The sequence below is a fragment of the Sphaerochaeta globosa str. Buddy genome (assembly GCF_000190435.1).
Lineage (GTDB): Bacteria > Spirochaetota > Spirochaetia > Sphaerochaetales > Sphaerochaetaceae > Sphaerochaeta > Sphaerochaeta globosa.
On sequence record NC_015152.1, the window covers coordinates 3,213,231 to 3,236,565 of the forward strand.

The window sequence follows — 23,335 nt, forward strand, 5'->3', positions numbered from 1 at the left end:
AGAAGCAGAGAGCCACCGTTCTGGTGGCTCTCAATATGCTTAGTGGTAATACTTTCCGTACGTTCCCTTCAAGAAGGCAACTGTACGCTGGGCTGCAGTATCGGGATCGGGATACGGAAGAATCTCGGCTGTTGTCCAACCATCGTATCCGATACTAGTCAATGCCTCAAAAATCTCATCCCAATGCATATGCCCATCACCGGGGGCGTGACGGTTGGTATCGGCGAAGTGCACATACCTGACATACTCCTTGTTGCGGATGAAACTCGCCCCAATTTTGTCATCCTCAATATTCATGTGGAACACGTCGGGCATCATGACAAAGTTCTTGCGATTGACTTTCCTCAACATCTCACTGCATTCATCGAGGTTGTTGATGAAATCAATCTCATAGCGGTTCACCGGCTCAAGAATCAGATCCACCCCGCGCTTCTCGGCATGATCGGCAACCTTGTGAGCCATGTCTAGAAAAAGGTTCTCGACCAAGGTGATATCACGGCCTGCAATGGGACCTCGGGTACGACCGATATTCACCAAGCCGCCGAACTCACCGGCAAGGTCGATGAATTCACAAAAGGTCTTATAGAGCTCTGCCCTATTTTCCTTGTTCTCATCGGTGAAGTGAAGACCCCGGGCGGCAAAAACCTGACCCGAAGAGATGGCGCTCACCTCCAGCTGGTTATCCCTGAGCCATTGCTTAAGCCCATGCTTATCCACTTCATTGGGATTCTTCAGGGCAAGTTCTACTCCATCATACCCAAGGGCATGGGCTTTGATGATGGATTCCTTCACTCCCCTGAATACTACAAACGCATTGGGCATCGCCTCCTTGGAGGCAATAGCTACCGCTAATTTCATGGTTTTTCCCTTACGATACAACTGCAGGACACCAGAAGGTGTCCTGCTGCTGTGAAATCACTTACATCTCCTTGATCAGGGAGAGGTCTCCAGATGCTGCTGCACGAAGCAGCGGCTCCATGTATACGTCCACATCGCTACTCTTCATCGGAACAGGCATGTTCTTCAGCTTCATCTCAAGCTGGGGATCCTTTGCTGCGGCAAGGGCCCGCTGGATATGTGCATCGGTGAAGCCCTTCAGGTCGGTGAGCTTTGAAGGAGCCTTGATGGACTTGCTGAAAGCAATCATGGCATCAGCCACAGCCAAGGCAAGGGCACGGCCTTCAAGCTTCTCAACGGAGGAACCAAAACCGAAGGAAGAGAAAATGGAACCGACAACCTTCAGCTGCTCCTGGATTGCCTTGCTGTACAGTACGGCGTAGTACGGGTTCATGATACCGCAGGCTGTTCCATGGCTGACGATGTCAACGAGGGAGAAGCTGGTCAGGTGGGCGCCGCTGGTGCCCCCGATCATGATGGCATAGCCGCCAAGGTCGGTGGCAAGGCCGATGGCCTCACGAGCTTCCACATTTTTTGGATCCTCGACTAGGACTTTTGCGTATTTGGCAACCAAGCTGATGGCACAGTCAGCAATCTGCTGGGCCTTCTCATAGGTAGCTTCCTTGGCACCGCAGAACACCTCGAAGGTGTGGGCGATGGCATCCAGTGCTCCGTCGATGGTGACTGAAATCGGCATGGAGACCGTGGTCTCGTAATCGAACAGGCCTACAGTGGGCACCAAGGCATTGTCGACGATCAGCTTCTTCTGTCCTACCACCGGGTCGGTGATATTGGCGTACTTGGTCAAGTGTGCACCGCTGGAAGCTGAGGTTTGCACGGCGATTACGGGAATCAAGGTGGTGTTAGTCTTCGCAAGTGCATCACTTACCACGTTGGTCCCAAAATAGTGGTCGATCTCAGGAGTTACCTTGGAGCCCAAGGCTGCAAGGGCGTTGGCAGCTTTCACGGCATCGATTGAAGAACCACCGCCGATAACGACAATGCTGTCCGGCTTGGTGTGCAGGATATACGATTCCAGGCGATAGACGTCTTCACGGGGGGCATTGGGCTTAGCGTCGGGAGCGATGACGCCACCGGCGAGCTCAACACCTGCACTCTTCAGGTATGAGACAACACGATCAGCAATCGGCTTCATATAGGTGGTATTGCTGACCACCAGTGCACGTTTTCCAAAAGCTGCGGCAAGAGGACCTACCTGGTCGAGGACACCCAGACCATGGACATAGGAATCCCCTTTCCATTCTTTCAGAAGTTCATAGGCACGTTTCATTTGATCCATTATTCATTCTCCTTATTTGCAGAGAGCCTTGGCACGATCGGCAATATTCTCTGCGCTGATTCCATACTTTGCCAAAAGCGGCTCATAGGGGCCGGACTCGGTAAACGTATCTTCAATTCCAATCGCATCAAATTTACAGGAAATTCCCTGTTTCATAAAGGCCTCACTGACAGCAGAGGCAAACCCACCGGCAAGAACATGCTCTTCCACACACAGCAGCCTACCGGTTTTTGCAACACTCTTTGCAAGAGGAGCCAGGTCAAGCGGCTTTACCACAGGAACGCTGAGCACCTCCGCCTTGATGCCTTGCTGAGCAAGCAGGGTAACTGCCTCCACAGCGAAACTTGCGGTTATGCCGTTTGCTGCGATGGTGACATCACTTCCCTCGGCTGCACACACAGTTTCGATAGTCTTACTCGGGGGCAGGTCGGGCATGGCGTTCCGGTTGAGCCTGATGTACACCGGCCCTTTCTGGGTCAATGCATATTCGAGGGCCTTTTCAGCCTGGGCACTGTCGGAGGGCACGATCACCTGCATGTTCGGAAGTGCGCGCATGATGGCGATATCGGTGATGGACTGATGGCTTGCTCCATCGAAGGAGTCGGAAAGACCACCGTACGCCCCTGCAATGATTACCGGGAGGTTGTTGTAGCAGATGGTGTTTCGGATTTGGTCGGTTGCCTTCAGGGCAAGGAAAATTGCAAAGGCGTTTACTACCGGATGGTAGCCGGCCGTAGCCATACCGGCAGCAATGTCCACCATGTTGGCCTCGGCGACGCCGACGTTGAAGAACCGGTCGGGATAAGCCTTGCCGAACAAGGCACTCTTGGTGGAAGAGGATACATCGGCATCCAGGACCACCAATTCAGGATGGGTAGCGCCCAACTCGGCAAGCTTCTTGCCGAAGGCATCTCGCATGGCAATGCTCATAGTGCAGCCTCCTTCTTGCTCAGATCAGCGTTCAATTCCTCAATACCCTTTGCATAGGAGGCATCGTCGATTACAGCCCCGTGCCAAGTATTCTTCCCTTCAGTGAAGGAAACACCCTTGCCCTTGATTGTGTCGTAGATGACAGCCTTCGGCCAAACATCATCGCCGTCCATCCAAGCAAACGAGTCAAGAATATCGTTCGTATCGTGGCCGTTGTACGCCTTGGGGGCGACATTCCAGCCGAATGCTTTCAACTTCTCGGCAAGCGGTCCAAGGGGCATGATTTCATCCTCGGTACCATCGAGCTGAACCTTGTTGTAGTCGATCATCAGAACAAAGTGCTCAGGCTTGAACTTGGCGGCACTCATGAGGGCCTCCCAGCTCTGTCCTTCGTTCAGGCAGCCCTCGCCGCTGATCACATAGGTCCACCAATGCTGCTTGGAAAGCTGTGCGGCAAGAGCCATACCCAGGCCAATTGAAAGGCCGTGTCCGAGAGCTCCGGTTGACATGTCGACGCCGGGAAGCTTGTTCATGCAAGGATGTCCCTGCAGACGTGAGTCAAGCTTGCGGAAAGAAGACAGCTCCTCAGTGGGAAAGAATCCGCGGTGTGCGAGGATTGTGTACAAATTCATGGACGCATGACCCTTGGAGAGGATGACACGGTCGCGGTCTTCCTTCTTTGGGTTGGATGGGTCAATGGAAATACGGTTGAAATAGAGGGCGGTGGTCAACTCGGCACTGGAAGCAGCTCCACCCCAGTGTCCCGTTCCCCTGTCGTGCAGGGTACTGAACATAACGGTTCTGAAATATGCGGCCAGGACGGCTAGTTCATCGGCATTGAACGTTCGGTCCGGCTGGGAGAGCAACTCCTTGACACGTGTATTCATCTAGGAAACTCCTTGTTTTATACAGATTCAGGTTGGTGCAATACCGCAGAAAATCTGTATTGTGTACTGTATACAATATAGATATCATGGAGAAGAAAAGATGTCAAAGGGATTCTTGTACATATTAGACATTTCTCAAAAAAAACTGGGTAATCTTTGGTTGATTCACAACAAATGCATGAAAAATGGTGAAAATTTTCTTGTTGATTATGCAGAGATTTTTTTGTACACAATTGTGATTGACGAACCTAAGAATACCTTTTACTCTTAAGGGGACTAGTTAAGGAGCCATCGCATGCCCAAATGTATACAAAACAGCCTATCTGACCAAGTTTATACCATGCTCAAGGACCAAATCCTGTCCGGACAGCTGAAGGGAGGGATGAAAATCCCTGAAGAATCCTTGGCTGAGCAGTTCGGTGTTTCCCGCACTCCCATCCGCGAGGCCATCAGGCGCTTGGCCGAGTATGGCTTGATCACCATCAAACCAAGAAGCCATGCAACTGTCTCACTCATCTCCGAGCAGGAAGCAAATGATATCGCCCGTGTCCGTGTCACCTTGGAACAGCTTGCCATCGATTCAATCGATGAAGAGTCCTATGCACAGAACGTCAAGGAACTCTCCCGCTATGCAGCCGATTGCCAGTATGCCATGGGCATCGGAGACAGGGCGACGGTGTTTGAACAGGACAGCCTATTCCACCTCGCTTTGATTCGTGCATCACGCAACAGTGCCCTTATCAGCATCAGTGAGCGACTGGATGCAAAAATCCAACAACTCCGCATAGCACAGAACCTGCCTGAGGATGAGCTCGCCTACTACCTTGCCCAGCACGCACAAATGATGACTCTGCTCAAAAACGGGGATAAGGAAGCTTGCAAGCGGATGCTGTACGAACACATCACCCACGATTTGACCAGCCATGTCATGGGACAGAATGCATGAATAAACAGGATATCATCATCACCTATGGGTCGAATGCCTCGCTGATGACCAAGGCCCTTATGGAACGCATCGACATCGAAACACTGCTGCCCGACAAGAACGCATCAATCGCACTCAAGCCAAACCTTGTGGTGGCAGTCACCGCTGACAGCGGTGCCACCACCCACCCGGAGATTGTCGTGGCAATCATCGAACATCTCCAAGGCCTTGGGTACCACAACATCAGCATCGTCGAAAGTGCTTGGGTGGGGGATTCCACCAAGGAAGGCTTTCGGGTCAACGGATATATCCAGATCAGCAAACAATACAAGGTACCTTTGGTGGATGTGAAAGACGACGCATATGTGAAAAAAACCGTCGACGGTATCACCATGGAAGTGAGCAAGACCATTCTTGAGACCGATTTCCTCATCAGTCTTCCCGTCTTGAAGGGTCATTGCCAGACTGCCATGACCTGCGCCCTCAAGAATATGAAGGGTGCTCTCTCCGACCGTTCCAAACGTCTCTTTCACACGCTTGGCCTGAACCGACCAATCGCTGCCCTGAACAAAGTCAGAGCTGCCGACCTGGTTATCGTGGATAGCCTCAATGGAGATCTGGATTTTGAGGAAGGGGGAAATCCGATACAGACCAATCGGATGTTCGCCTGCCGTGACAGTGTGCTGTGCGATAGTTTTGGAGCAAGCCTGATGGGCTTTGAAAACCGGGACATACCCTACATCGAAATGGCACAGCAACTGGGTGTTGGAAGCACCGACCTTGCAAAGGCGGTGATGATTCAACTCAATGAGCCCAGTGACGAGGTTCCCCCAAGGCCGAGTGGAAGGGCCAACTACCTCGGAAAGTTCACCGAGCCCGACAGTGCATGCTCCGCCTGCTATGGCAATCTCATCCATGCCCTCAAGCGCCTCGATGAGGTAAACCGCCTGAAGAATGTGAAGCAGCAAATCTGCATCGGGCAGGGTTACAAGGGTAAGAGCGATCCTCTCAAGGTAGGAGTGGGTATCTGCACCCGTGGACTTGGCAAAAGCCTTGCGGGGTGTCCCCCGAAGGCTATTGATATGATTAAATTCATCAAGGAGCTAGAATAGCGTTCTTGCAAGGGAGTCGATGATTGTCCAGTCCTTGGAAGAGAGTGTAAGCAAGCCTGCCTTGCTGTTCTCCTCAATCTGGCTGGGCTTTCTTGCTCCGCACAGGACATTCATGGTGCCTGTTGCCTGTCTGGTCCATGCTATTACCAGGTTTCCCACCGTCGCATGATACTTTTCTGCAAGGGTTTCAATCGAGTCGAGCAAGGTAAGCACCTTGGCCCGGTTCTCCATCTTGTACCAGACGACCGAAGCTTTAGCAGTCCCTACAACATTTTCAGAGAGAGCAGCCTTTCCGGTGAGCACACCGCGTTCAAGCGGGCTGTAGGCTTGGAAGGTAATGTGGTTATCGGCACAATATGATGCAAGGTTTGCCTTGTCTTGGGAAAGCAGACTGAATCGCTCCTGCACCAATGCAGGGGTTCCGTACTTCTGGTAGGCTTTCAATTCCTCCAAGCTTACATTGCAGGCTCCGTAACTGCGGATTTTCCCTTGTTGCTTGAGCAGTTCAAAAACCTCAATTGTCTCTTCAACGGGGGTATAGAAGGGAGGAATCGACTGCCAGTGAGTCAAGAGCAGATCGATATAGTCGGTCTTCAGGCGAACAAGGCTCTCTTCGACCTGTTTGATGATGCTCTTTTTACTGAGATTGCGCCGAATAGTGACTCCATCACGGCTCTTATGGACCGACCCTTCATCGGATTCTCCCCAGACCAGGCCGCATTTGGTGGCCAAAACAGCGCTGTGCCGCTTGCCCTCCAAGGCAGTGCCGAGCAACTGCTCGCTCAGCCCGTTTCCATAGGCGGGGGCGGTGTCGATGAAGTTGATGCCAAGCTCAAGAGAACGGTGTACGGTTTTGATTGCCAAGGAAGGATCACTATCCCCCCAGCTGTCCCCTCCCCCCATAGCCCAGGTTCCCAGGGCGATGGAAGACACATCGATATCGGTGGTGCCCAGTTTCATTGTACGCATCTCCATGCAGCAAGCAACGTTCGTTTGGCATTCGCCACGACAAGATCAGCATCCTCATCCCCCTGAGGCTTAACCTCAAAGGAAAGCGTATTTGAACCGCCTTCGGACAAATATCCGATATCCTTCATCTTCTGGAGGAAGGCTGCAAGATACTCTGTATCGTTCTCACTGCCGGGGTAGCCGAAACGCGGGTGATAATCCCCATAGCTTGGATGATTCGGATCGCTGATCAAGGTATTTCCTACATGTACGTGACGGATGAAGGGAATAATGGGATCTACTGCCTCATCGATGGTCTCACCAATCATAGGAATGTGGGAGCAGTCGATCATAATGCCGAAATTGTCATACTCGCTACACACCGCCATTGCATACTGCCTTACCAAGGAAGCTGGACCGAGCAGGGATTTCTTATCGATGGTGTGATCAAAAACTTCCAGAACCACCGGCATGGAGCCCTTGCTTTTGGCATAGGAGCAAATCTCTTTTGTACTGGTAATCAAAGCCGTAAGATAGGCCTGCTCGTTGCCTGCCTCATAGCCTCGGGAGAGGAACTGAAACTCACTGCACCCTAGCCTATACGCTTCATCGATGCCTTGCTTCAGTGCCTGCACTGCTTGCATGCGCTGTGATTCATCAAGACTATTGATGTTCAATTTCCGGGAAAAGAGCAATGAATGACCGCTGAAGGTGGAATCGCAGTGTGCAGTTGCTATCATAGCCGGCACTTCCTCTTGCAAGGAAGCAAACGGCAGGGAGCCCAACTCAACTACACAGAAGAAAGGATCGACCAGAACCTTCTTCAGAGCAGCTTTATACTCCTGTTCGCTTTTTGTGCAAGCAGGATATGCCATGGAGAGGACAATGCCAAGGTTGCAGTAGTTGTGGATGTTCTCTCTCATCTCACATTTCCTCAAGCATTTTCTTCACTTTCTGGCAGCAGAGAATCGGTGAAGCAAGTACCGGTACACCGGCTATCTCCTGCGCCTGGTGTTGCAGATGACCCATGGAGGCTTGGGCAAGAACGATGCAGTCAAACCCTTTCACTTCCCTGATCATCTCAAGGACCAGACGGTCATGGGTGGACATATCACCGGCGCGCATCGCTGTGTAGGCAGGTTCGTGGTCTTGGGCATCCACTTCAATCTCAACACCGGCGAGTTTGGCTTCCTGCTCAAGCTTTGCAATGGTCGGCTTGAGGGTGCTCATCGCTGTTGCAACAATCTTGATTCGTCTGCCGATACGCACAGCCTGTTCAGTCATTGCATCGTCGATGGCAACAATCGGGACATTGATGAATGGCCTGATGAGTTGTACAGCCGGGGTGAGCGTTGAACACGTGACTACAATCAAGTCGGCCTTGGTGAGTTCACAGGATTTCAAATCATTGAAGAGACGATTGCGGTTCTCGTTGGAGAAGTACCCGATTTCTGCCGGGTCGGAGGCCAAGAACTCATCCAACAAGTTGTGAATCTTCAATGGCTGGCCTACCACTTGCTCCAGCAGTTGGGAAAAACTCGCGAGTACCGGTCGCACCGTATGAACAAGGGCAATTCGTTTCATATTCTCACCTCATGATTTGATAAAAAGGGATGAAGGTTTCATCTCCCCCATCCCTTTTGTGTAGTATACATCAGATGCAGAGCCGCATCGCAGATTACTTATTTCCCGATGGAAGCAAGATAATCCTTCTGGAACTGTACACCATAGGCTCTGAAGGTCTCAGAATCCATGTAATCGGGTACCAGCTTCTGCTTCTCGATATAACCCTTGTTCCAGTTCTCGGTCTCGGAAACCTTCTTGAACACGTCGGTCCAGTAAGCAACTGCTTCAGCACTCATGGACTTCGGGGCTACGATCGATCTCCAGTTGGGGACCTCGACGTTCTTGTAGCCGAACTCACTGAGTGTAGGAGCGGAATTGAGGTTGCCGGGGAAACGGCTGGTGGAAAGGGCCAAGATTGGCTTAATCTTACCGGCTTCAACATACTGGGAAGCAGCAGCAGGCTTGGAGATCAAGAGATCGAAGTGTCCTCCCAGAATGCCGGTAATGGCACCACTGGTTGCATCGTGAGCGATATAGGAGAACTGGTCTTCGGTCACGCCGATTTCCTTGATCAAGGCAGCGTGGCAACCAATGTCGTCACCCTTGGAACCACCAAGAACAATTCTCTCACCATTCTTCAGGGCAGCCATTACTTCCTCAAAGCTCTTGTACTTGGAGTACTCGCCGATGAAGAGCAGGTGCTTGTCTACAGCCATATGGGCGATGGGTTGGAAGTTCTCAAAACGGTTTGCAGTATTCTTTACCATCGGCATGAGGTCACCACTGTTGAAGGTCAGCAGGGTGTGGTCAGCCTGGACACCAGCCTTTATCTGGGAAACCAGAAGGCGGCCTACTTCACCAGCACCGTCGGTCTTATACTGAACGACAACATTCTGGCCATTGAGCAGGTTCTCACCTACTGCGATATCCATGATGGTGCGGGTAAAAATATCAGAACCACCACCGGGGGAACTGGTCACGTACCAATCGATGTTCTTGGTAGGAACGAAGGTCTTTGCCCCACCGGTAGCTTCAGCTTGGCCGGCAGCGAATACGGACATGCTTACGAGCAGTACGATACTGAGCAGGATAGCAAGTTTTTTCATGATCTTATCTCCTATTTGTTTCTTTCAGGACACCTGTCCTGGAATTCCCTATTCTTTCCAACTCGTACAAGCTGGATTATTTCGTTTTCAGAACCTTTGCTTTGCGCAATACAAACTTAATCACCGGGGTCAGGATAATTGCGAAGAGAACGAGAAGCAGGAAAGCTGAAATCGGCTTATCGAAGAAAATATCAAGCTTTCCGTTGCTGATGATGAAACTCTTTCTCATGTTCGACTCCAAGAGAGGGGCAAGAACAAAGGCAAGCAACATCGGAGCAACGCCATACCCATTGCGGTCGAGAATGTAGCCAAATACTCCAGAGAGGAACATGATGATCACGCCATACATCGAGTTGGAGGTACTATAGCCACCAATAACACACACTACGGTGATGATCGGGATCAACATGCGGACCGGCACAGTAAGAATCTTGATCAGGAAGGGAATAATTCCCACTGCGATAATCAAGGTCAGAATGTTTGCAACAAAAAGGCTGGCGATCAAACCCCAGGCAAAGTCGGGATTGGTGGAGAAAAGCAGAGGACCGGGGTTTAAGCCCCACATCATCAGACCACCGAGCAACACAGCACCAGTACCGGATCCCGGAATTCCCAAGGCAAGCAAGGGGGCGAAGGAACCTGCAGCTGCTGCGTTGTTTGCAGCTTCACAAGAAGCTATACCCTCGATTGCGCCACTTCCAAGCGGCTCCTCACTCTTGAAGGCCTTTTGCATGGCATAGCCAAGGAACGCTCCGGTGGTAGCACCTGCTCCGGGAAGCACTCCTACAAAGGTTCCCATAAAACCACTTCTGATGGCAGGAGGCAACAGCCTTCTGAAATCATGGGCGGTAAGCATTGAACCTCGAATTGTCAGTTTCTGATTAAGGTTTGCCTCAACCTTTTTATTTCGTTCTTCCATCAGCTTGAGTACTTGGCTGAATCCTACGGCCCCGATGACAAATGGCGTGAAGGGTATGCCTCCAAGCAAATACATGCTGCCAAAATCGAAGCGGGGACTGCCGGTAAGGGTATCCATACCCATGGTAGCCAATAGGATGCCAACCATGGTCAGAACAACACCCTTGGTCGGACTCTCGCCTACCAGCCAGCCGATTGAGGTCATTGCGACCAGCAAAAGGGAGGTCATTTCGGCAGGACCAAACTTCAAGCCAAGGTCGGCGAGCAGCGGTCCCATGAAGGTAAGGATAAGCATCCCGATCAAGCCACCGATGAAGGATGATGTATTAGCAGTAAACAGGGCTTGACCGGGACGATTTTTCTTGGTTGCCATCGGGTATCCATCCAGGGTGGTCATAACTGCAGGAGAGTCGCCGGGGATGTTGAGTAAAATTGCACTGAAGGAACCGCCATACATGTTGGCGTAGTACAACGAGCCAAGCATGATGATTGCGGTTGTCGGATTGAACTTATAGGTAAGCGGCAATAGCAAGGCTACACCTGCAAGAGACCCGATACCGGGCATTGCTCCAACGATCAAGCCCAGGACGGCTCCCAGCAAGGTCACCAATACATTTTCCAAGGTGAGGACTACTGAAAAGCCCATGAACAACATTTGTAGATTTTCCATAGTATGCCTCTCAGTATGCGATCATTTCGTAGATAATGCCTTTAGGGAAAGGAACCCCAAGCCACATCACGAATGCGCCAAGGACGATTGCCATGATCACGGCAAATCCAATCAAGGTTGCTTTCCAGCTGAATTTCTCAAACCAGCGCAGCCACAGCAACACAAACAGGGCAAGACTCGGAAGCATACCGATAACCAAGGTTGCGAGCATGATGGCTAGTACACCCAATGCCGGATACCAGTTCTCGATTGGAAATCCAGGACTCTCTTCCTTCAGCGACCCAATAAAAGCAAGTATGCTCAAGCCCAACAGCAAGAAACCGATGATGGTGGGGAAGAAGCCTGGAAGAGGTCCCCTCACCTCATGCATGAATCCATATTTGGTTATTCCGAAATAGATAAAAACAATAGCGATTATTGCAGTAACTACCGGAATCACCATTTTGCTCGAAATCTTCTTGGTCAGCATATGTGCGTTACTCCTCATGCCTGCTTCTGCAGGTGACTAGCCATGCGGGAAGCCATCTTGACTGCATTCTCAAATGCACTGGTCTTCACGATGCCCTTCCCTGCTATATCATAAGCCGTACCATGAGCACACGTCACTATCGGCTCAGGGAGTCCTCCTGCTATGGTGATGCCTTCATCGAAACCGCGCAGTTTCAGGGCGATCTGACCCTGGTCATGATACATCGTCACCACTCCATCGAACTCTCCACGGAAAGCCTTGATGAAGGTGATATCACTGGGATAGGGGCCGGAAGCATCAATTCCCATTTCCTTTGCTTTAGCAATGGCAGGTTCAATGACGTCAATTTCCTCACGGCCGCACATGCCATGCTCTCCGGCATGGGGATTGAGGGCGGCAAGGGCGAGCCTTGGCTTTGCGATGCCGCTGTTCTTCAGGGAAGCATTCGCCAGTCTTACTGCACGGAGAATCCTGTCGACGGTGAGGTTCTTGCTGACCTCGGAAATGGGAATATGACTGGTGGTCCTGGTAGTCCACAGGTCTCCCAGTACGTTGATCTCACCAAAGGGTTCGGTGTGGCCGAACAGCTGGGCAAGATAGTGATGTTCGCTCTCAAGCTCACAACCAGCTTCCTTCAGACCGGCCTTGTTGAAGGGACCGAAGCAGAAACCTTCAATCAATTTTGCCTTATACAGTTCAACACCCAATTTCAGGGCATGCAGGTTCGCCTTTCCGGCTTCAATGGTCAGCTTGCCGAATGAAACGATTGAGGGATCTTGGTCCTTCTGGTCCAAAACCGCCAGATTTGCATTCCAATCAATCTGGGAAATATCAGAGACTATCTGAAGGGGTACCGAAGAGCCGACAACGGTAAAGGCGCGCTCAAGAATCCGAGCGTCACCGATGATCACTGGTCTGCAATAGGAAGCGAAGAACTTCTTCACTGCAAGCTTTGCAACAATCTCTGGACCAACTCCGGCACCGTCGCCGATCAGGATACCCAATACAGGTTTATTATTCATGAAAAACTCCCTTATCATAGAACAGAGGCACAAACAGCGTGAGCCTGATACAAGGGATATAGCAACTTGCGTGCCAACTTTCATTTATTGTATACAATTTTGATATTTTACTAAATTTGTATACAAGTATTTCGTGTTTGTTTAACTAGATACGAGACTGTGGGTATAGATTTCACAAAAAAGAGCGTAACAACAGCAATATGTTTCATTGTTTCATATGAATGTTTCATGTTTCATTTGAAACTATATTGAAACATATACAGAGCTGTGTATAGCCGTCTTTTACTGTTCGAATGCAGCAAATTTACGCCAGAGCGTTGTCCTGCTCAGACCCATTTGCTTGGCAAATGCTTCCCGGCTCAAACCGCTGGTAAGAAATTGCTGATAGAGCTCTTCATCCGATACCTTGCTCTTGCGCCGGATTTGCTTGAGAGGTTCATCATGCATCCGCAGGCTGGTGGAGCCGATGTCCAACAAATCAATCTCCTGGACCGTGACTACATCGGAAGTATTAAGAATGGCGAGCCTTTCTGCGGCATTCCGTAACTCCCGGATGTTTCCCGGCCAAGGAAAAGCATTGAGCGCGGCAATAGCCTGCTCGGTCAACAACGGTTCCTTCAGATTGTGCCGCCTGCAGTACTGCTGGACAAAATGCCTGAACAAAATGCCGATATCCTCCAGCCTCTCGCGCAGAGGAATCAACTGCAGGCTTAACAGGCTGATTCGGTAAAATAGGTCGAGGCGGAACTTACCCTCCCTCACCTTATCGATAATGGTATTGTTTGCTGCGCTGATAATGCGCACATCCACAGGGATTACCATATCAGCACCGATCTTGCGGACCTCACGTTCCTGCAAGACTCTCAAGAGTTTAGCCTGTACCACAATCGGCATCTCGGCAATCTCATCGAGAAACAGCGTTCCCTTGTGGGCAAGCTCGAACAGACCGGCCTTGCCCCCTTTTGCAGCCCCGGTGAACGCTCCATCGGTATAGCCAAACAGCTCGCTTTCCAGCAATTGTTCAGGCAGGGCGGCGCAGTTGACAGCTACAAAAGGCTCCTTGGCACGTGCTGAAGCATTGTGGATGCTCTGGGCGAACAACTCCTTGCCGGTACCTGTCTCCCCGAGCAACAAAACGGTGCCGGGAACCTGGCTGAAGCGCCTTGCCTTCTGCACCAAAGCCTGCATGTGGGGATTCTGGGTAACAATATCGGAGAAACTGTAGCGGGCAACCAATCCCTTGCGATTCAACTCAGTGCGGATTTTATGTTCTGTCTGCCGTATAGCCTCGGCATTCTGGAACGTATAGAGGAAACCAGCCTTTTCCTCATCCATGCTGATAGGTTGCTGGGTAACCAAGCACTGCTGACCGTTGATGGTGACCAGTTCTTCTTTCTGATTTCCGGAATTGAAGGCTTCAGCCCATCTGCTCGAAAAATAAACATCCTCTACCGGCAAGCCTTCCAACGGACTTTTGCCGAACAAGTTTTCAGCTTGACGATTGCCTGCAATAATTTGGCCGCTGCTGTCGATTGCAAGCAGCGCATAATTTGCATTGTTGAGCAGCGTCCCAAGCAGGTTTCCTCTGGTCTGGGCACGATCAAGGGAACGGGCAGCGCCAACCGCCTCATTGACGGCGTGCACCACCGCCTGATACCCGGTCTTCACATGGATGAAGGGGAGATTACGCTCTTCACAGATCCTACACATGGTAAGGCCGCCGACGAACATGGTGCAACCTTGCTTTTGTAAGGTGGATACACCCTCAAGGACATCATTCTGGTCGGTAACCTGGAATACAGAGACATCGAGGCCGACCAAGGTGGCCAATTCCTCCTGCTCGCACAACTGTTCATTGGTAATAAGACCGATATGGCCGTCAGGCGAGGCTGCCTTTGCCTGGGAGAGGGCGGAGAGCAGATCGGCATTACTCCAATTGATGGGCACCACGTGCACTGAAGGTTTCTGCAAGGCAATAGCGATAGCAGTAATTCCTCGAGCTACAATAATATCGGCATGAAGTGGTTCAATAACTTGGGGGTCGGTTCCAAAGATATGGGTAGTACTGACGGCCAAGTCTTGGAGGTCGAAGGTATGGATGACCTCTTCAAAGGCCTGTTGCAATTCAAGATAAGGGACTACGATCAGTATTTTTATCACTCCGACACTCCGGAATTTAGTGTAGCATGGACTGCCGGTCTTTACAAAGCTTACCAGCTCTTGGTATTGTCGGCTATGACTTTTACAACCACCATTCAATACCTCTTATTGGCACTTTTGGCACTTTTTACCCTGTTCAACATTTATTCGCTGACTACAGGCAAGAAGAAAAGAAAGCTTGCCGCAGCAAATTATCAGCAGACACTCCGCTCCCTCGAGCAGAAAGCGTATGAGCTGATGCAGCAGAAAAAGCTGAAATTCGATGTGAAACAGGGATATATAAATGACCTCAATGAGGGAATCCTGCTCACCTTCGATACAAAACACAGGATGGTGGGCATTGTTCTCAAGGATGCAGAATACCTGTTCTCCTATGAGGAGTTTGTTTCATGCAAACAAACTTACGAGACGTTGGAGAATAAGAAAATCTCCAACATCTCGGTGGAAATCGAGACGAAGGACAGCATCATCAGCTTGCTGTTCGGCTCAAAAGCTTGGAAACCAAATTCCTACCTGGGCAAATTCCTGCTCTCAGACTCCAAGGAGCTCTGCACTTTGCTGGAAAAGTACTGCCTGGTCAAGGAGACTAGTTCGCCTTTGACTGGTCAATGATATGCACATCAAGCTGGTTGAACGGAACGGAAAGGCCGGATTGTGCCATCTTGTCGAGAATTTCACCATTGAATCTCCAATAGACCTTCCAGTAATCGGCAGGCTTCGTCCAGGGGCGTACCACGAAATCCACTGAAGATGTATTGAGCTTGTTGACTTCAATGACTGGTGCAGGATCGGCTAGTACTTCAGGATACGTATCGATGATATTCTTGATCACTTGTTTTGCCAAGGCGAGATCAGCCTTATAAGGAACGCTGACGGTCAGCTCCACTCTTCTGCGCTCGATGTTCGAGAAATTGACGATGGGGTTGCCCCATACCAGTTTGTTCGACATGGTAATTTTCTTGTTGTCGGGTGTTGAGAGTATGACACAGATCATATCCATGTCGGTGACCGTACCACTGAAGGCGCCTGTTTCGATGTAGTCCCCGATTCTGAAGGGGGCATTGATGACGATCATAACCCCGCTGAGCAGGTTGCCGATGGTCTCCTGGAAGGCAAAGCCAAGAATGACGCCGGAAATGCCCAGACCGGCAAGCACCGGTCCCATATTGAGGCCCATGTGCTGCAAAAAGGCTACAGCCAGAAAAATCCAGCCGATGATATTGACCAGCTGCAGGATGAAACGAGCCATAAGGTCATTGATTTTCTTCGAACGGGCAAGTGAACGCTTCAGGATCCTGCACAGCCAGGCAATGAGAAGTTTTCCCACCAAAACCATGAGTAGGCCGGTGAAAAAGGAAACGATGAAAGAAACCGGCCCTAGTTGCATCCAACCATCCAGTCGATAGATGAATTGCCCGAAGAACGAGTCGGCAGCTGCAGCTTCGCCGATGAGTGCCATCATTGCAGAAATCATAAAACCATCCTTGTTGGGAATTGATACTAAAAACCTACCATCAGAGCATAAAAAAGGCAAGGCAAAGAACTTCTCTTTGCCCTGCCAGCTTACTCATGCAACCAAAGGCTACTTACTCAACAGACTATGAAGCTTTTTGGTAAAAGCGACCGGGTCCTTGGGCATGACACCTTCGGCCAGCAGTGCCTGGTCAAGCAAGACCGAGCAGAGGTTTTCGATATATTCGTTATCGTCGCTAGCATCGATTTTCTTGATCATGGCATCTTCGATGTTGATTTCCAGGATCGGTTTCACGTCCTCGAAGTCACCTTGTCCCATGCTCTTGAGAATCTGCTGCATCTGCACCGATGGGTCGTTCTCATCAACAACAACCACAGCCGGAGCTTCAACAAGTCGGGAAGAGACAACTACATCCTTGACCTTGTCACCGAGAGCCTTCTTGATCTTCTTGACCAGACTCTTAGCTTCCTTGGTCGGCTCTTCATCCTTAGCCTCTTTCAGGTCGTCCACCGCACCACTCTTGTTGATGGCCTTCAGCGGTACTTCCTTATAGGTCCCGATTGATCCGATAACAATATCGTCGATGTCGTCGCTCATGATCAGAACTTCGAAGCCCTTCTTTCGATAGGACTCGAGCAAGGGGCTCGCCTTGAGGGTCGATTCCTTTCCCCCGGCGATGTAGTAGATTGATTTCTGATCGCTGGGCATCCGCTCCTTGTAGGAAGCAAGGCTTACATAGCCTTCCTGGCTGGAGGATTTGAAGCGAACCAGTTCAAGCAGTGCATCGCGGTTGGCGTAGTCTGAATACAGGCCTTCCTTGAGAGGTCGGTTGTATTGCTCGATGAACTTGGCATACAGGTCGGGGTTCTGTTCGCTGGTTTTCTGGAATTCACCCAAGAGCTTCTTCACAGAAGCATTGCGGATGGCGCTCATGACCCTGTTCTGCTGCAGAATCTCCCGGCTTACGTTCAACGGGAGGTCCTCACTGTCGATGACACCCCGTACGAAACGCAGGTAGGAAGGCAACAGCTCCTTGTCGTCATCGGTGATATAGACTCGTTTCACGTAGAGTTTCACACCCGGCCGATAATCGGCATGATACAGGTCAAAGGGTGCCTTGGAAGGGATATAGAAGAGAGTAATGTACTCAGAAGACCCTTCTGCACGAGTATGGACATAGAAGAGAGGCTCTTCACTGTCATAACTCGACTGCTTGTAGAATTCCTTGTACTGCTCGTCGGTGAGTTCGCTCTTGCTGCGTCTCCACAGGGCTGAGGAGCTGTTGATCTGCTCCACTTTGTGCTCGACGTTCTTTTGTGCGTTCCCTTCCTTGTCCTTCTTCTTGTCATCGTAGTTGGTCTGGTCATAGGAGAGGAAAATCGGGTAAGCAATGTGATCGCTGTACTTCTTAACCAGTTGCTCGATCTGCCAACGGTTGGCATACTCATTGCCTTCGTCGTTCAGATACAGGGTGATGGTGGATCCATGGCTATCACGAACAGCTTCTTCCAGGGAGTAGCTGCCCTTTCCGGTGCTGCTCCATTTCCAAGCCTGTTCTTCTCCAGCCTTGCGGCTGACCACTTCCACCTTGTCAGCAACCATGAAAGCGCTATAGAAGCCGACGCCGAATTGTCCGATAAGATTGCTGTCCTTCTTCTGATCATCGGTCAGCGAGGAGAGGAACTTCTTGGTTCCACTGGAAGCAATCGTTCCGAGGTTGTCACCCAGGTCGTCGTGATTCATTCCCAAGCCGTTGTCGCTGATGGTCAACGTCTTCTTTTCACCTTCTTCAGTGAAGGAGATGTCGATCCTTGGATCGAAGGAAAGATCTTTGAGCTTCTCATCGGTCAGGGTGAGATACTTTAGTTTGTCCAGTGCATCGGACGAGTTGGACACCAACTCGCGAAGGAAAATTTCCTTGTGTGAGTAGAGCGAGTGAATGATGAGCTGAAGCAGCTCTGATACTTCAGTCTTGAACTTCTTTTGTTCCATTGTAGTTCATACCTCCAAAGGGATATACGCAAACATACTGATTTTTCATGCTATCGGCAATTGTTCCTTAACAAAAAAGGCAAGGTGGGCTATGCTCAATGCATGAAGTTTTCACAGCCCAGTACCGCCCGAACCATCAACCGACTGCGAGTGTTGAACCTGCTCGCCCAACAAGGAGAGCTCAGTCGGGCCGACATTGCCCGATTGCTCGATCTGAACAAGCCTTCCACCAGTGAAATCGTGGAACAATTGCTCGCTCAGCAGCTTGTTGAGGAACAGGGCAAGGTTACTACCATCAATGGGCGAAGGCCCACAGCCCTCTCCTTGAAGGCTGATTCCCGTTTGGTGCTGGGAGTTGACTTGGGAAGCAGAACCACGACGTTCCTACTTGCCGACCTGCAGGGAAAAATCCTGCGATTCGAACGTCTGCCGACTCCGCTCCAGCCGCAGCCCAAAGAGTGGGGTGAAACCATTATCAAGACGTGCATGAAACTGACCAAGTTTGCTACGACTCCCATTGCCGGCATTGCAGTTTCCACTTCTGGAAGCATAAGCGGCGATGGCCAGTCGATTCTGTCACACGATTACTGGTCATGGAAGGATATTCCCTTGGCTAAAGCCATCGAGATTCATACCAAGCTTCCTACCCTTCTTGTCCATCATGTACAGGCGATGGTTGAGGCTGAGCGTTGGTTCGGGGATGAGAAAACCACGAATTTTTTCTATGTGAATTGGGGTGAGCATATCGCTTGTGCCTATTACAACGGCAATACGATAACTGCGGAGAAAAGTAGGTTCGGACACCTTCCCATCGCCCCTACCGGGTTGTGCCGTTGTGGTGGAATAGGGTGCTTGGAGACGGTAGCTGCCGGCTGGGCCCTCAGCGAGAAATACCAAGGACTTACCGTCAAGCAACTCGCCCAAAGCACCGACAAGGATGTTCAGCAATCACTTCAGGATGCCTGCAATGCGATGGGCATGTCCCTCATTGCTGCAAGTGCCGTCACCGGCGCACAGAAGATTATTCTCGGAGGCGGCATTGCCAACATCGACGACAAATACCTGGAGATGGTTTCTTCGTTTTATCGGGAACATGCCCATCACGAGCTTGCGTCCATTCCTGTTTGCCGCTCAGCACTGAAAGAACAAAGCTCTGTACTGGGATGTGTGGCTGTTGCCCTCGATCGTTGGGTGTTCCAACGAAGGATGCTGGAAACAATGCAGGGCTTGGGCCAAGAAAAACCGCTACTCGAAACCGAGTAGCGGCAACCTCCTAGAGAACCCCAGGACTCCTCTCCTAAGGTACGCGTCCACCCGCTGGATACTTCGGACTGGACTCGAGCAACGACACTCATGATTATTGCATGCTTTAGTCTGGCTGTAAAACAATAATTTCACAAATCTGCAACTATTTTTCCAATCTCTTGTTTTATTAGCCGATTGGTGCAATAAAGGACAAAGAGACGCTATTTAGCTACCTTCGGTATAATTAATCGAGAAGGAACCAGCATAGGTTCCAGCAGAAAATATATCGTCTGCACGTTTGCGAATCTTTACTGTAAGCTTGCCGATGGGCACATCGTTCTGAGGTCCGGCAGGGAATGTTGTATGGAACGTGTCTCCATTCTCAACAAAGGTAAGCAGACTTTCAGAACTGAGTTCCAAGGTTGTCCTCAGGGCATTTGCATCATCGAGAGAGAGATTTCCGATCTCGAAAATCAACTTCCCGGCCTTCTGCTTGCTCAGATGCGAGGAATAGCGAAAATACAGTGACTGACTGACTTCCCATTCTTCAAGGTTGGGGAATTCAAAGCTCAGAAGTGCATCCTCACGCGTAAGTTCCTCTCCTGCTTCATTGTAGATGGCTATCGCAAGGTCCTTGGGCTGGATTACACCAACCAGGTACACCGTAGCAGCGGGGAACTTGGGCATGTCTTCCGCCCCTAGGGGGAGAAGCAGCAAGAGCAATAATGATATGGCAAGGAGTTTCTTCATGTATATCTCCAACGTTAGCAGTACTGGCTATATCCTAGCAAGAGAAAGGAAAACAAGAAAGAGGGAGAGATAAGAAAAGCTGTGCAGTTGCCTGCACAGCCCAAACTCTCGACACAAGGAGGAAAATTAGGAAGCGGAGATTGTAATAGTAATTGTAGAAAGATAAACACCGGCTGTTGCAGTTCCGATATATTCACCAGCTTCAATTGTGTTGCCAAGATGGTCACTTCCGGTTGCAGTTGCAGGAATAATCGTATACTTATTCTTGCCCGAAAGGAAATCATCTTCATCAAATTCTACAATATTAATATTAAACAATTTATAAGTATTATCAATATCTTTTGTCATTGTAGTAAGATTAGTAGAACCTACCTTAACAGAAGAAATCTTCACTTTATGAATTCCATCAGTATGCAGGAAATCACCAACTGTCATTCTGAAAAAAATCGGACCTACAGCATTGGTTCTATACCCATACATAAATGAAGGGGGATTGGAAGTATTGAAAGCATTTAAAATTGTTTTAGAATTATCAAATGTCACATCATTTTCGAGATCATCCAAGAACCCATGTTCAAGCGTTTCCCCAACAGATCCCTGCAGATACGCATATACTGGACCTGGATTAGTGTAAGCAAACAACCCACTTACAGCAATTAGCAGAACCAAAGCAAGCGCAACTAACTTCTTATTCATACTCAACTCCTTTGGGAGGTTATCCTTAATGATACAGTCCCTTAATACATGCATAGCCTACTACCGAGTCAGACTTATGTCAATATTGAGGATATCATTTTTGCATATTTTCTTTAAAAAGTTATATAAATAGTTTTATATGTTTTCTATATATGGTTTTATCATCTTTCTAACTTATTACGTATGTTATACAACTTCAATAGATTGTGTACCTACTTTACTATTCCATATCACACTTAGCAGGATGAATATTCCCAGTAATCAGTCACTTCTGTCACATCTTTGTATTAGAACTATAAGTATTTCATGACAAAAAAGGTGCCTTTCGGCACCTAGCTTGTCAGAATAGCTGAATTTCCTAAATATCTGGGGTTATACCAATGGAAACCGTTGACTCATAGGTACCTGAAGGGGCACTAAGCACTTGGGTTTGGTTTGCAACTACTGTCAAAATGTAGGAATACGTTGCCATACCGGAGGTATTGGGAGTGAAATTCAAGAGTTTATAGGTACCACTTGCAGAATCGATCACATCGGCTTCATCATCTGCGCCAACCAATATCCGTTCAATTCCCACCTGGGCAGGAGTGATGGCATTCTGGAGGTTGAAGGGTGTCACCGTGGCAGTAACCGTAAGCGGAATGGCAACATTTGTTTTAATCGCATACGTAAAGGAAGCTCCAGCAGTATTGAAAGCATCATCCACGTTGGTAGAAGAGACAATAACCGGGGAACCTTCTGTCGTTTCCAGAAACCCGTGTATCAAGTATTCAGGAACTTTGGTAGTGAGTGAAATGGTTACTTGTGCTGGATTAGTCGGAGCTGCAAATACAGCCAGCTGGAGAAACACAAGCAGCACAATGGAACTATATCGTTTCATGAAGTAGTGGTTACCTCCTGGAAAAATGTGCAAGATCTTTCCCGTTCGCTTCTACGGGAAACTATACAGCTAGAGAAAAACATATGTCAATACATAGATGTTTCTCCATTGAATAGTCACCAAATCTAAACACATATTTTATTTTATTTACTTTTTTTATATATAGTTAATATGTTTTTTGCTTATGACATCCTTTCTCAAGCAATCTGAATGAATATACACTCGTTTCTCGATATGCATACACAAACATCTCACGGCAAACCACCAGTCGTTCTGTCACAATGAAAGAAGTAATTGCCGATGTAATAAGTGAAAGAGAGAAGAGAATCTTCCCTCATTTCAAACAACCCACTACTTCATCGACACTTATAGAATTTTATAAAATTTATTTCTTTTACCATACTTATAACATATTCCATTGATATGTGATTGCTTTTCAAGAAAAAATAGCGTATACAAGAGATTGTAGTATGTATACAGTTGCAACTACAGATGTCTAAGGGCACTAGTAAGGAAATGAATAAGATGAGCGGAAACAGTATCACCGGAACTGAAACCAAATCGACAACAATTGCAAACAAGCTCGAGGAGGAAATCCTCGCTAAAAAATATAAAGCAGGGGAAACACTTCCCAGCCAGCATGACCTGGCTACCCAATTCAATGCATCCAGCAGAAGCGTACGTGAAGCCTTCAAGAATTTGGAGGCCAAAGGGCTTATCAGTGTAAAGCAAGGCAAGAAAGCTATTGTAAAAAGCAACAGCCTCGACCAGTTTGTGGAGTCGCTGTCCGCCTCGATGATCAGTAAGCAAGCACCGGACAAGAAGTTGCTCACCGACCTAATGCAAGTGCGCACTACCATTGAAGTCTCTGCAGCCAGAGAGCTCTCCCGTGACCCCAACAGAATGCTGATCGTCCGTTCTCTCGACCGCGCCTGCACCAAAATGGAGCACCTGCTGCCGAGCCTCGATGGTGCAAAGGACACGGAAGCGATCAAGCAATATAAAGCAACTGAGTTTGAGTTCCATGCAGCCCTGATCAAATCAAACGACAACATCATCCTCAGCAGCATCTATGAGAACCTCGCTCCCCAACTCTACGCCGCCATGGACAGGCTTCCTGAAACATACAGTGAACAAAAGAAGAAAGTGAATGAGTATCGCTATTTGGTGGATGCCCTGGTCAACGGACAAACCGACCTTGCAGTAGCACTGACGCTGGTGAACCTTACCAATATCAAGGATAAGTTCGAGACCCTCGACCTGTAGTACTTGCTCTTCCTGCAAGAACGCTGTCGCACATTTGCGGCAGCGTTTTTATTTGTCCCCGGTCTGGTACAAGTTACATCCAAAAGAACCAAAATCGAGCAACGCTGCGATTTGGAATCGGT

At 49.3% G+C, this 23,335-nt stretch carries 22 protein-coding genes; 5 read left to right on the top strand and 17 right to left on the bottom strand.

Features of this window, described 5'->3' with window-relative positions; translation table 11 throughout:
* Positions 1 to 39: 39 nt before the first annotated feature.
* From SPIBUDDY_RS15030 to SPIBUDDY_RS15045, 4 genes are all read right to left on the bottom strand, one after another.
* Positions 40 to 858 carry a sugar phosphate isomerase/epimerase family protein gene (locus SPIBUDDY_RS15030; protein ID WP_013608617.1) on the bottom strand — a complete coding sequence of 273 codons (819 nt, stop codon included), beginning with the start codon at positions 856 to 858 and terminating at the stop codon, positions 40 to 42.
* Between the two features lie 61 nt (positions 859 to 919).
* Positions 920 to 2,197, bottom strand: coding sequence for an iron-containing alcohol dehydrogenase (locus SPIBUDDY_RS15035; protein ID WP_013608618.1), 1,278 nt, complete (start codon positions 2,195 to 2,197; stop codon positions 920 to 922).
* 12 nt (positions 2,198 to 2,209) lie between these two features.
* Positions 2,210 to 3,127: a transketolase family protein gene (locus SPIBUDDY_RS15040; protein ID WP_013608619.1), complete on the bottom strand. Its 918-nt coding sequence runs from the start codon at positions 3,125 to 3,127 to the stop codon at positions 2,210 to 2,212.
* Positions 3,124 to 4,014, bottom strand: a complete 891-nt coding sequence (locus SPIBUDDY_RS15045) for a transketolase (RefSeq protein WP_013608620.1) — start codon at positions 4,012 to 4,014, stop codon at positions 3,124 to 3,126. The genes SPIBUDDY_RS15040 and SPIBUDDY_RS15045 overlap by 4 nt, the downstream gene beginning before the upstream one ends.
* 295 nt (positions 4,015 to 4,309) lie before the next feature.
* Here SPIBUDDY_RS15045 and SPIBUDDY_RS15050 point away from each other — a divergent pair, with 295 nt between their 5' ends.
* A complete protein-coding gene (locus SPIBUDDY_RS15050; protein ID WP_013608622.1) occupies positions 4,310 to 4,960 on the top strand; it encodes a GntR family transcriptional regulator in 651 nt (216 codons plus the stop codon).
* Complete coding sequence (locus tag SPIBUDDY_RS15055) at positions 4,957 to 6,051, top strand: DUF362 domain-containing protein (protein ID WP_013608623.1); 1,095 nt, start codon at positions 4,957 to 4,959, stop codon at positions 6,049 to 6,051. The genes SPIBUDDY_RS15050 and SPIBUDDY_RS15055 overlap by 4 nt, the downstream gene beginning before the upstream one ends.
* Here SPIBUDDY_RS15055 and SPIBUDDY_RS15060 read toward each other — a convergent pair.
* The 8 genes from SPIBUDDY_RS15060 to SPIBUDDY_RS15095 form a co-directional block, all read right to left on the bottom strand.
* Positions 6,043 to 7,011 (bottom strand): aldo/keto reductase, encoded by a 969-nt coding sequence (locus SPIBUDDY_RS15060; RefSeq protein WP_013608624.1) that lies wholly within the window; start codon positions 7,009 to 7,011, stop codon positions 6,043 to 6,045. The two genes, SPIBUDDY_RS15055 and SPIBUDDY_RS15060, sit on opposite strands and share 9 nt — an antisense overlap.
* On the bottom strand, positions 7,008 to 7,922 hold the full coding sequence (locus SPIBUDDY_RS15065; protein ID WP_013608625.1) for a TIM barrel protein: 915 nt from the start codon (positions 7,920 to 7,922) through the stop codon (positions 7,008 to 7,010). Before SPIBUDDY_RS15065 ends, SPIBUDDY_RS15060 begins: the two co-directional genes overlap by 4 nt.
* A 1-nt stretch (position 7,923) precedes the next feature.
* Entirely contained in the window at positions 7,924 to 8,583 is a 660-nt protein-coding gene (locus tag SPIBUDDY_RS15070; protein WP_013608626.1) for an aspartate/glutamate racemase family protein, read from the bottom strand.
* A gap of 98 nt (positions 8,584 to 8,681) precedes the next feature.
* Positions 8,682 to 9,671: a Bug family tripartite tricarboxylate transporter substrate binding protein gene (locus tag SPIBUDDY_RS15075; protein WP_013608627.1), complete on the bottom strand. Its 990-nt coding sequence runs from the start codon at positions 9,669 to 9,671 to the stop codon at positions 8,682 to 8,684.
* A gap of 76 nt (positions 9,672 to 9,747) precedes the next feature.
* Positions 9,748 to 11,259, bottom strand: coding sequence for a tripartite tricarboxylate transporter permease (locus SPIBUDDY_RS15080; protein WP_013608628.1), 1,512 nt, complete (start codon positions 11,257 to 11,259; stop codon positions 9,748 to 9,750).
* A gap of 10 nt (positions 11,260 to 11,269) precedes the next feature.
* Positions 11,270 to 11,728 (bottom strand): tripartite tricarboxylate transporter TctB family protein, encoded by a 459-nt coding sequence (locus tag SPIBUDDY_RS15085; RefSeq protein WP_013608629.1) that lies wholly within the window; start codon positions 11,726 to 11,728, stop codon positions 11,270 to 11,272.
* Positions 11,729 to 11,742: 14 nt separating this feature from the next.
* Positions 11,743 to 12,750, bottom strand: a complete 1,008-nt coding sequence (locus SPIBUDDY_RS15090) for a 4-hydroxythreonine-4-phosphate dehydrogenase PdxA (protein ID WP_013608630.1) — start codon at positions 12,748 to 12,750, stop codon at positions 11,743 to 11,745.
* A 282-nt stretch (positions 12,751 to 13,032) separates the two neighbouring features.
* Entirely contained in the window at positions 13,033 to 14,874 is a 1,842-nt protein-coding gene (locus SPIBUDDY_RS15095; RefSeq protein WP_245523784.1) for a sigma 54-interacting transcriptional regulator, read from the bottom strand.
* On the opposite strand from SPIBUDDY_RS15095, the gene SPIBUDDY_RS15100 reads away from it, so the two are divergent.
* On the top strand, positions 14,845 to 15,522 hold the full coding sequence (locus tag SPIBUDDY_RS15100) for a hypothetical protein (RefSeq protein WP_013608632.1): 678 nt from the start codon (positions 14,845 to 14,847) through the stop codon (positions 15,520 to 15,522). The two genes, SPIBUDDY_RS15095 and SPIBUDDY_RS15100, sit on opposite strands and share 30 nt — an antisense overlap.
* Here SPIBUDDY_RS15100 and SPIBUDDY_RS15105 read toward each other — a convergent pair.
* The gene (locus tag SPIBUDDY_RS15105; protein WP_013608633.1) at positions 15,497 to 16,384 is read right to left on the bottom strand and encodes a mechanosensitive ion channel family protein; all 888 of its coding nucleotides are present in this window, start codon (positions 16,382 to 16,384) and stop codon (positions 15,497 to 15,499) included. The two genes, SPIBUDDY_RS15100 and SPIBUDDY_RS15105, sit on opposite strands and share 26 nt — an antisense overlap.
* Before the next feature lie 108 nt (positions 16,385 to 16,492).
* Positions 16,493 to 18,376 (bottom strand): molecular chaperone HtpG, encoded by a 1,884-nt coding sequence (htpG, locus tag SPIBUDDY_RS15110; protein WP_013608634.1) that lies wholly within the window; start codon positions 18,374 to 18,376, stop codon positions 16,493 to 16,495.
* Between the two features lie 102 nt (positions 18,377 to 18,478).
* On the opposite strand from htpG, the gene SPIBUDDY_RS15115 reads away from it, so the two are divergent.
* On the top strand, positions 18,479 to 19,639 hold the full coding sequence (locus SPIBUDDY_RS15115; protein ID WP_013608635.1) for an ROK family transcriptional regulator: 1,161 nt from the start codon (positions 18,479 to 18,481) through the stop codon (positions 19,637 to 19,639).
* A 207-nt stretch (positions 19,640 to 19,846) separates the two neighbouring features.
* Here SPIBUDDY_RS15115 and SPIBUDDY_RS15120 read toward each other — a convergent pair whose 3' ends face one another.
* From SPIBUDDY_RS15120 to SPIBUDDY_RS15130, 3 genes are all read right to left on the bottom strand, one after another.
* A complete protein-coding gene (locus SPIBUDDY_RS15120; protein ID WP_013608636.1) occupies positions 19,847 to 20,371 on the bottom strand; it encodes a hypothetical protein in 525 nt (174 codons plus the stop codon).
* 126 nt (positions 20,372 to 20,497) lie between these two features.
* Positions 20,498 to 21,067, bottom strand: coding sequence for a hypothetical protein (locus SPIBUDDY_RS15125; RefSeq protein ID WP_013608637.1), 570 nt, complete (start codon positions 21,065 to 21,067; stop codon positions 20,498 to 20,500).
* A gap of 358 nt (positions 21,068 to 21,425) precedes the next feature.
* A complete protein-coding gene (locus tag SPIBUDDY_RS15130) occupies positions 21,426 to 21,947 on the bottom strand; it encodes a hypothetical protein (protein WP_041380854.1) in 522 nt (173 codons plus the stop codon).
* A gap of 525 nt (positions 21,948 to 22,472) precedes the next feature.
* Here SPIBUDDY_RS15130 and SPIBUDDY_RS15135 point away from each other — a divergent pair.
* Positions 22,473 to 23,213, top strand: a complete 741-nt coding sequence (locus tag SPIBUDDY_RS15135; RefSeq protein ID WP_013608638.1) for a FadR/GntR family transcriptional regulator — start codon at positions 22,473 to 22,475, stop codon at positions 23,211 to 23,213.
* The last annotated feature ends 122 nt before the right edge of the window (positions 23,214 to 23,335 follow it).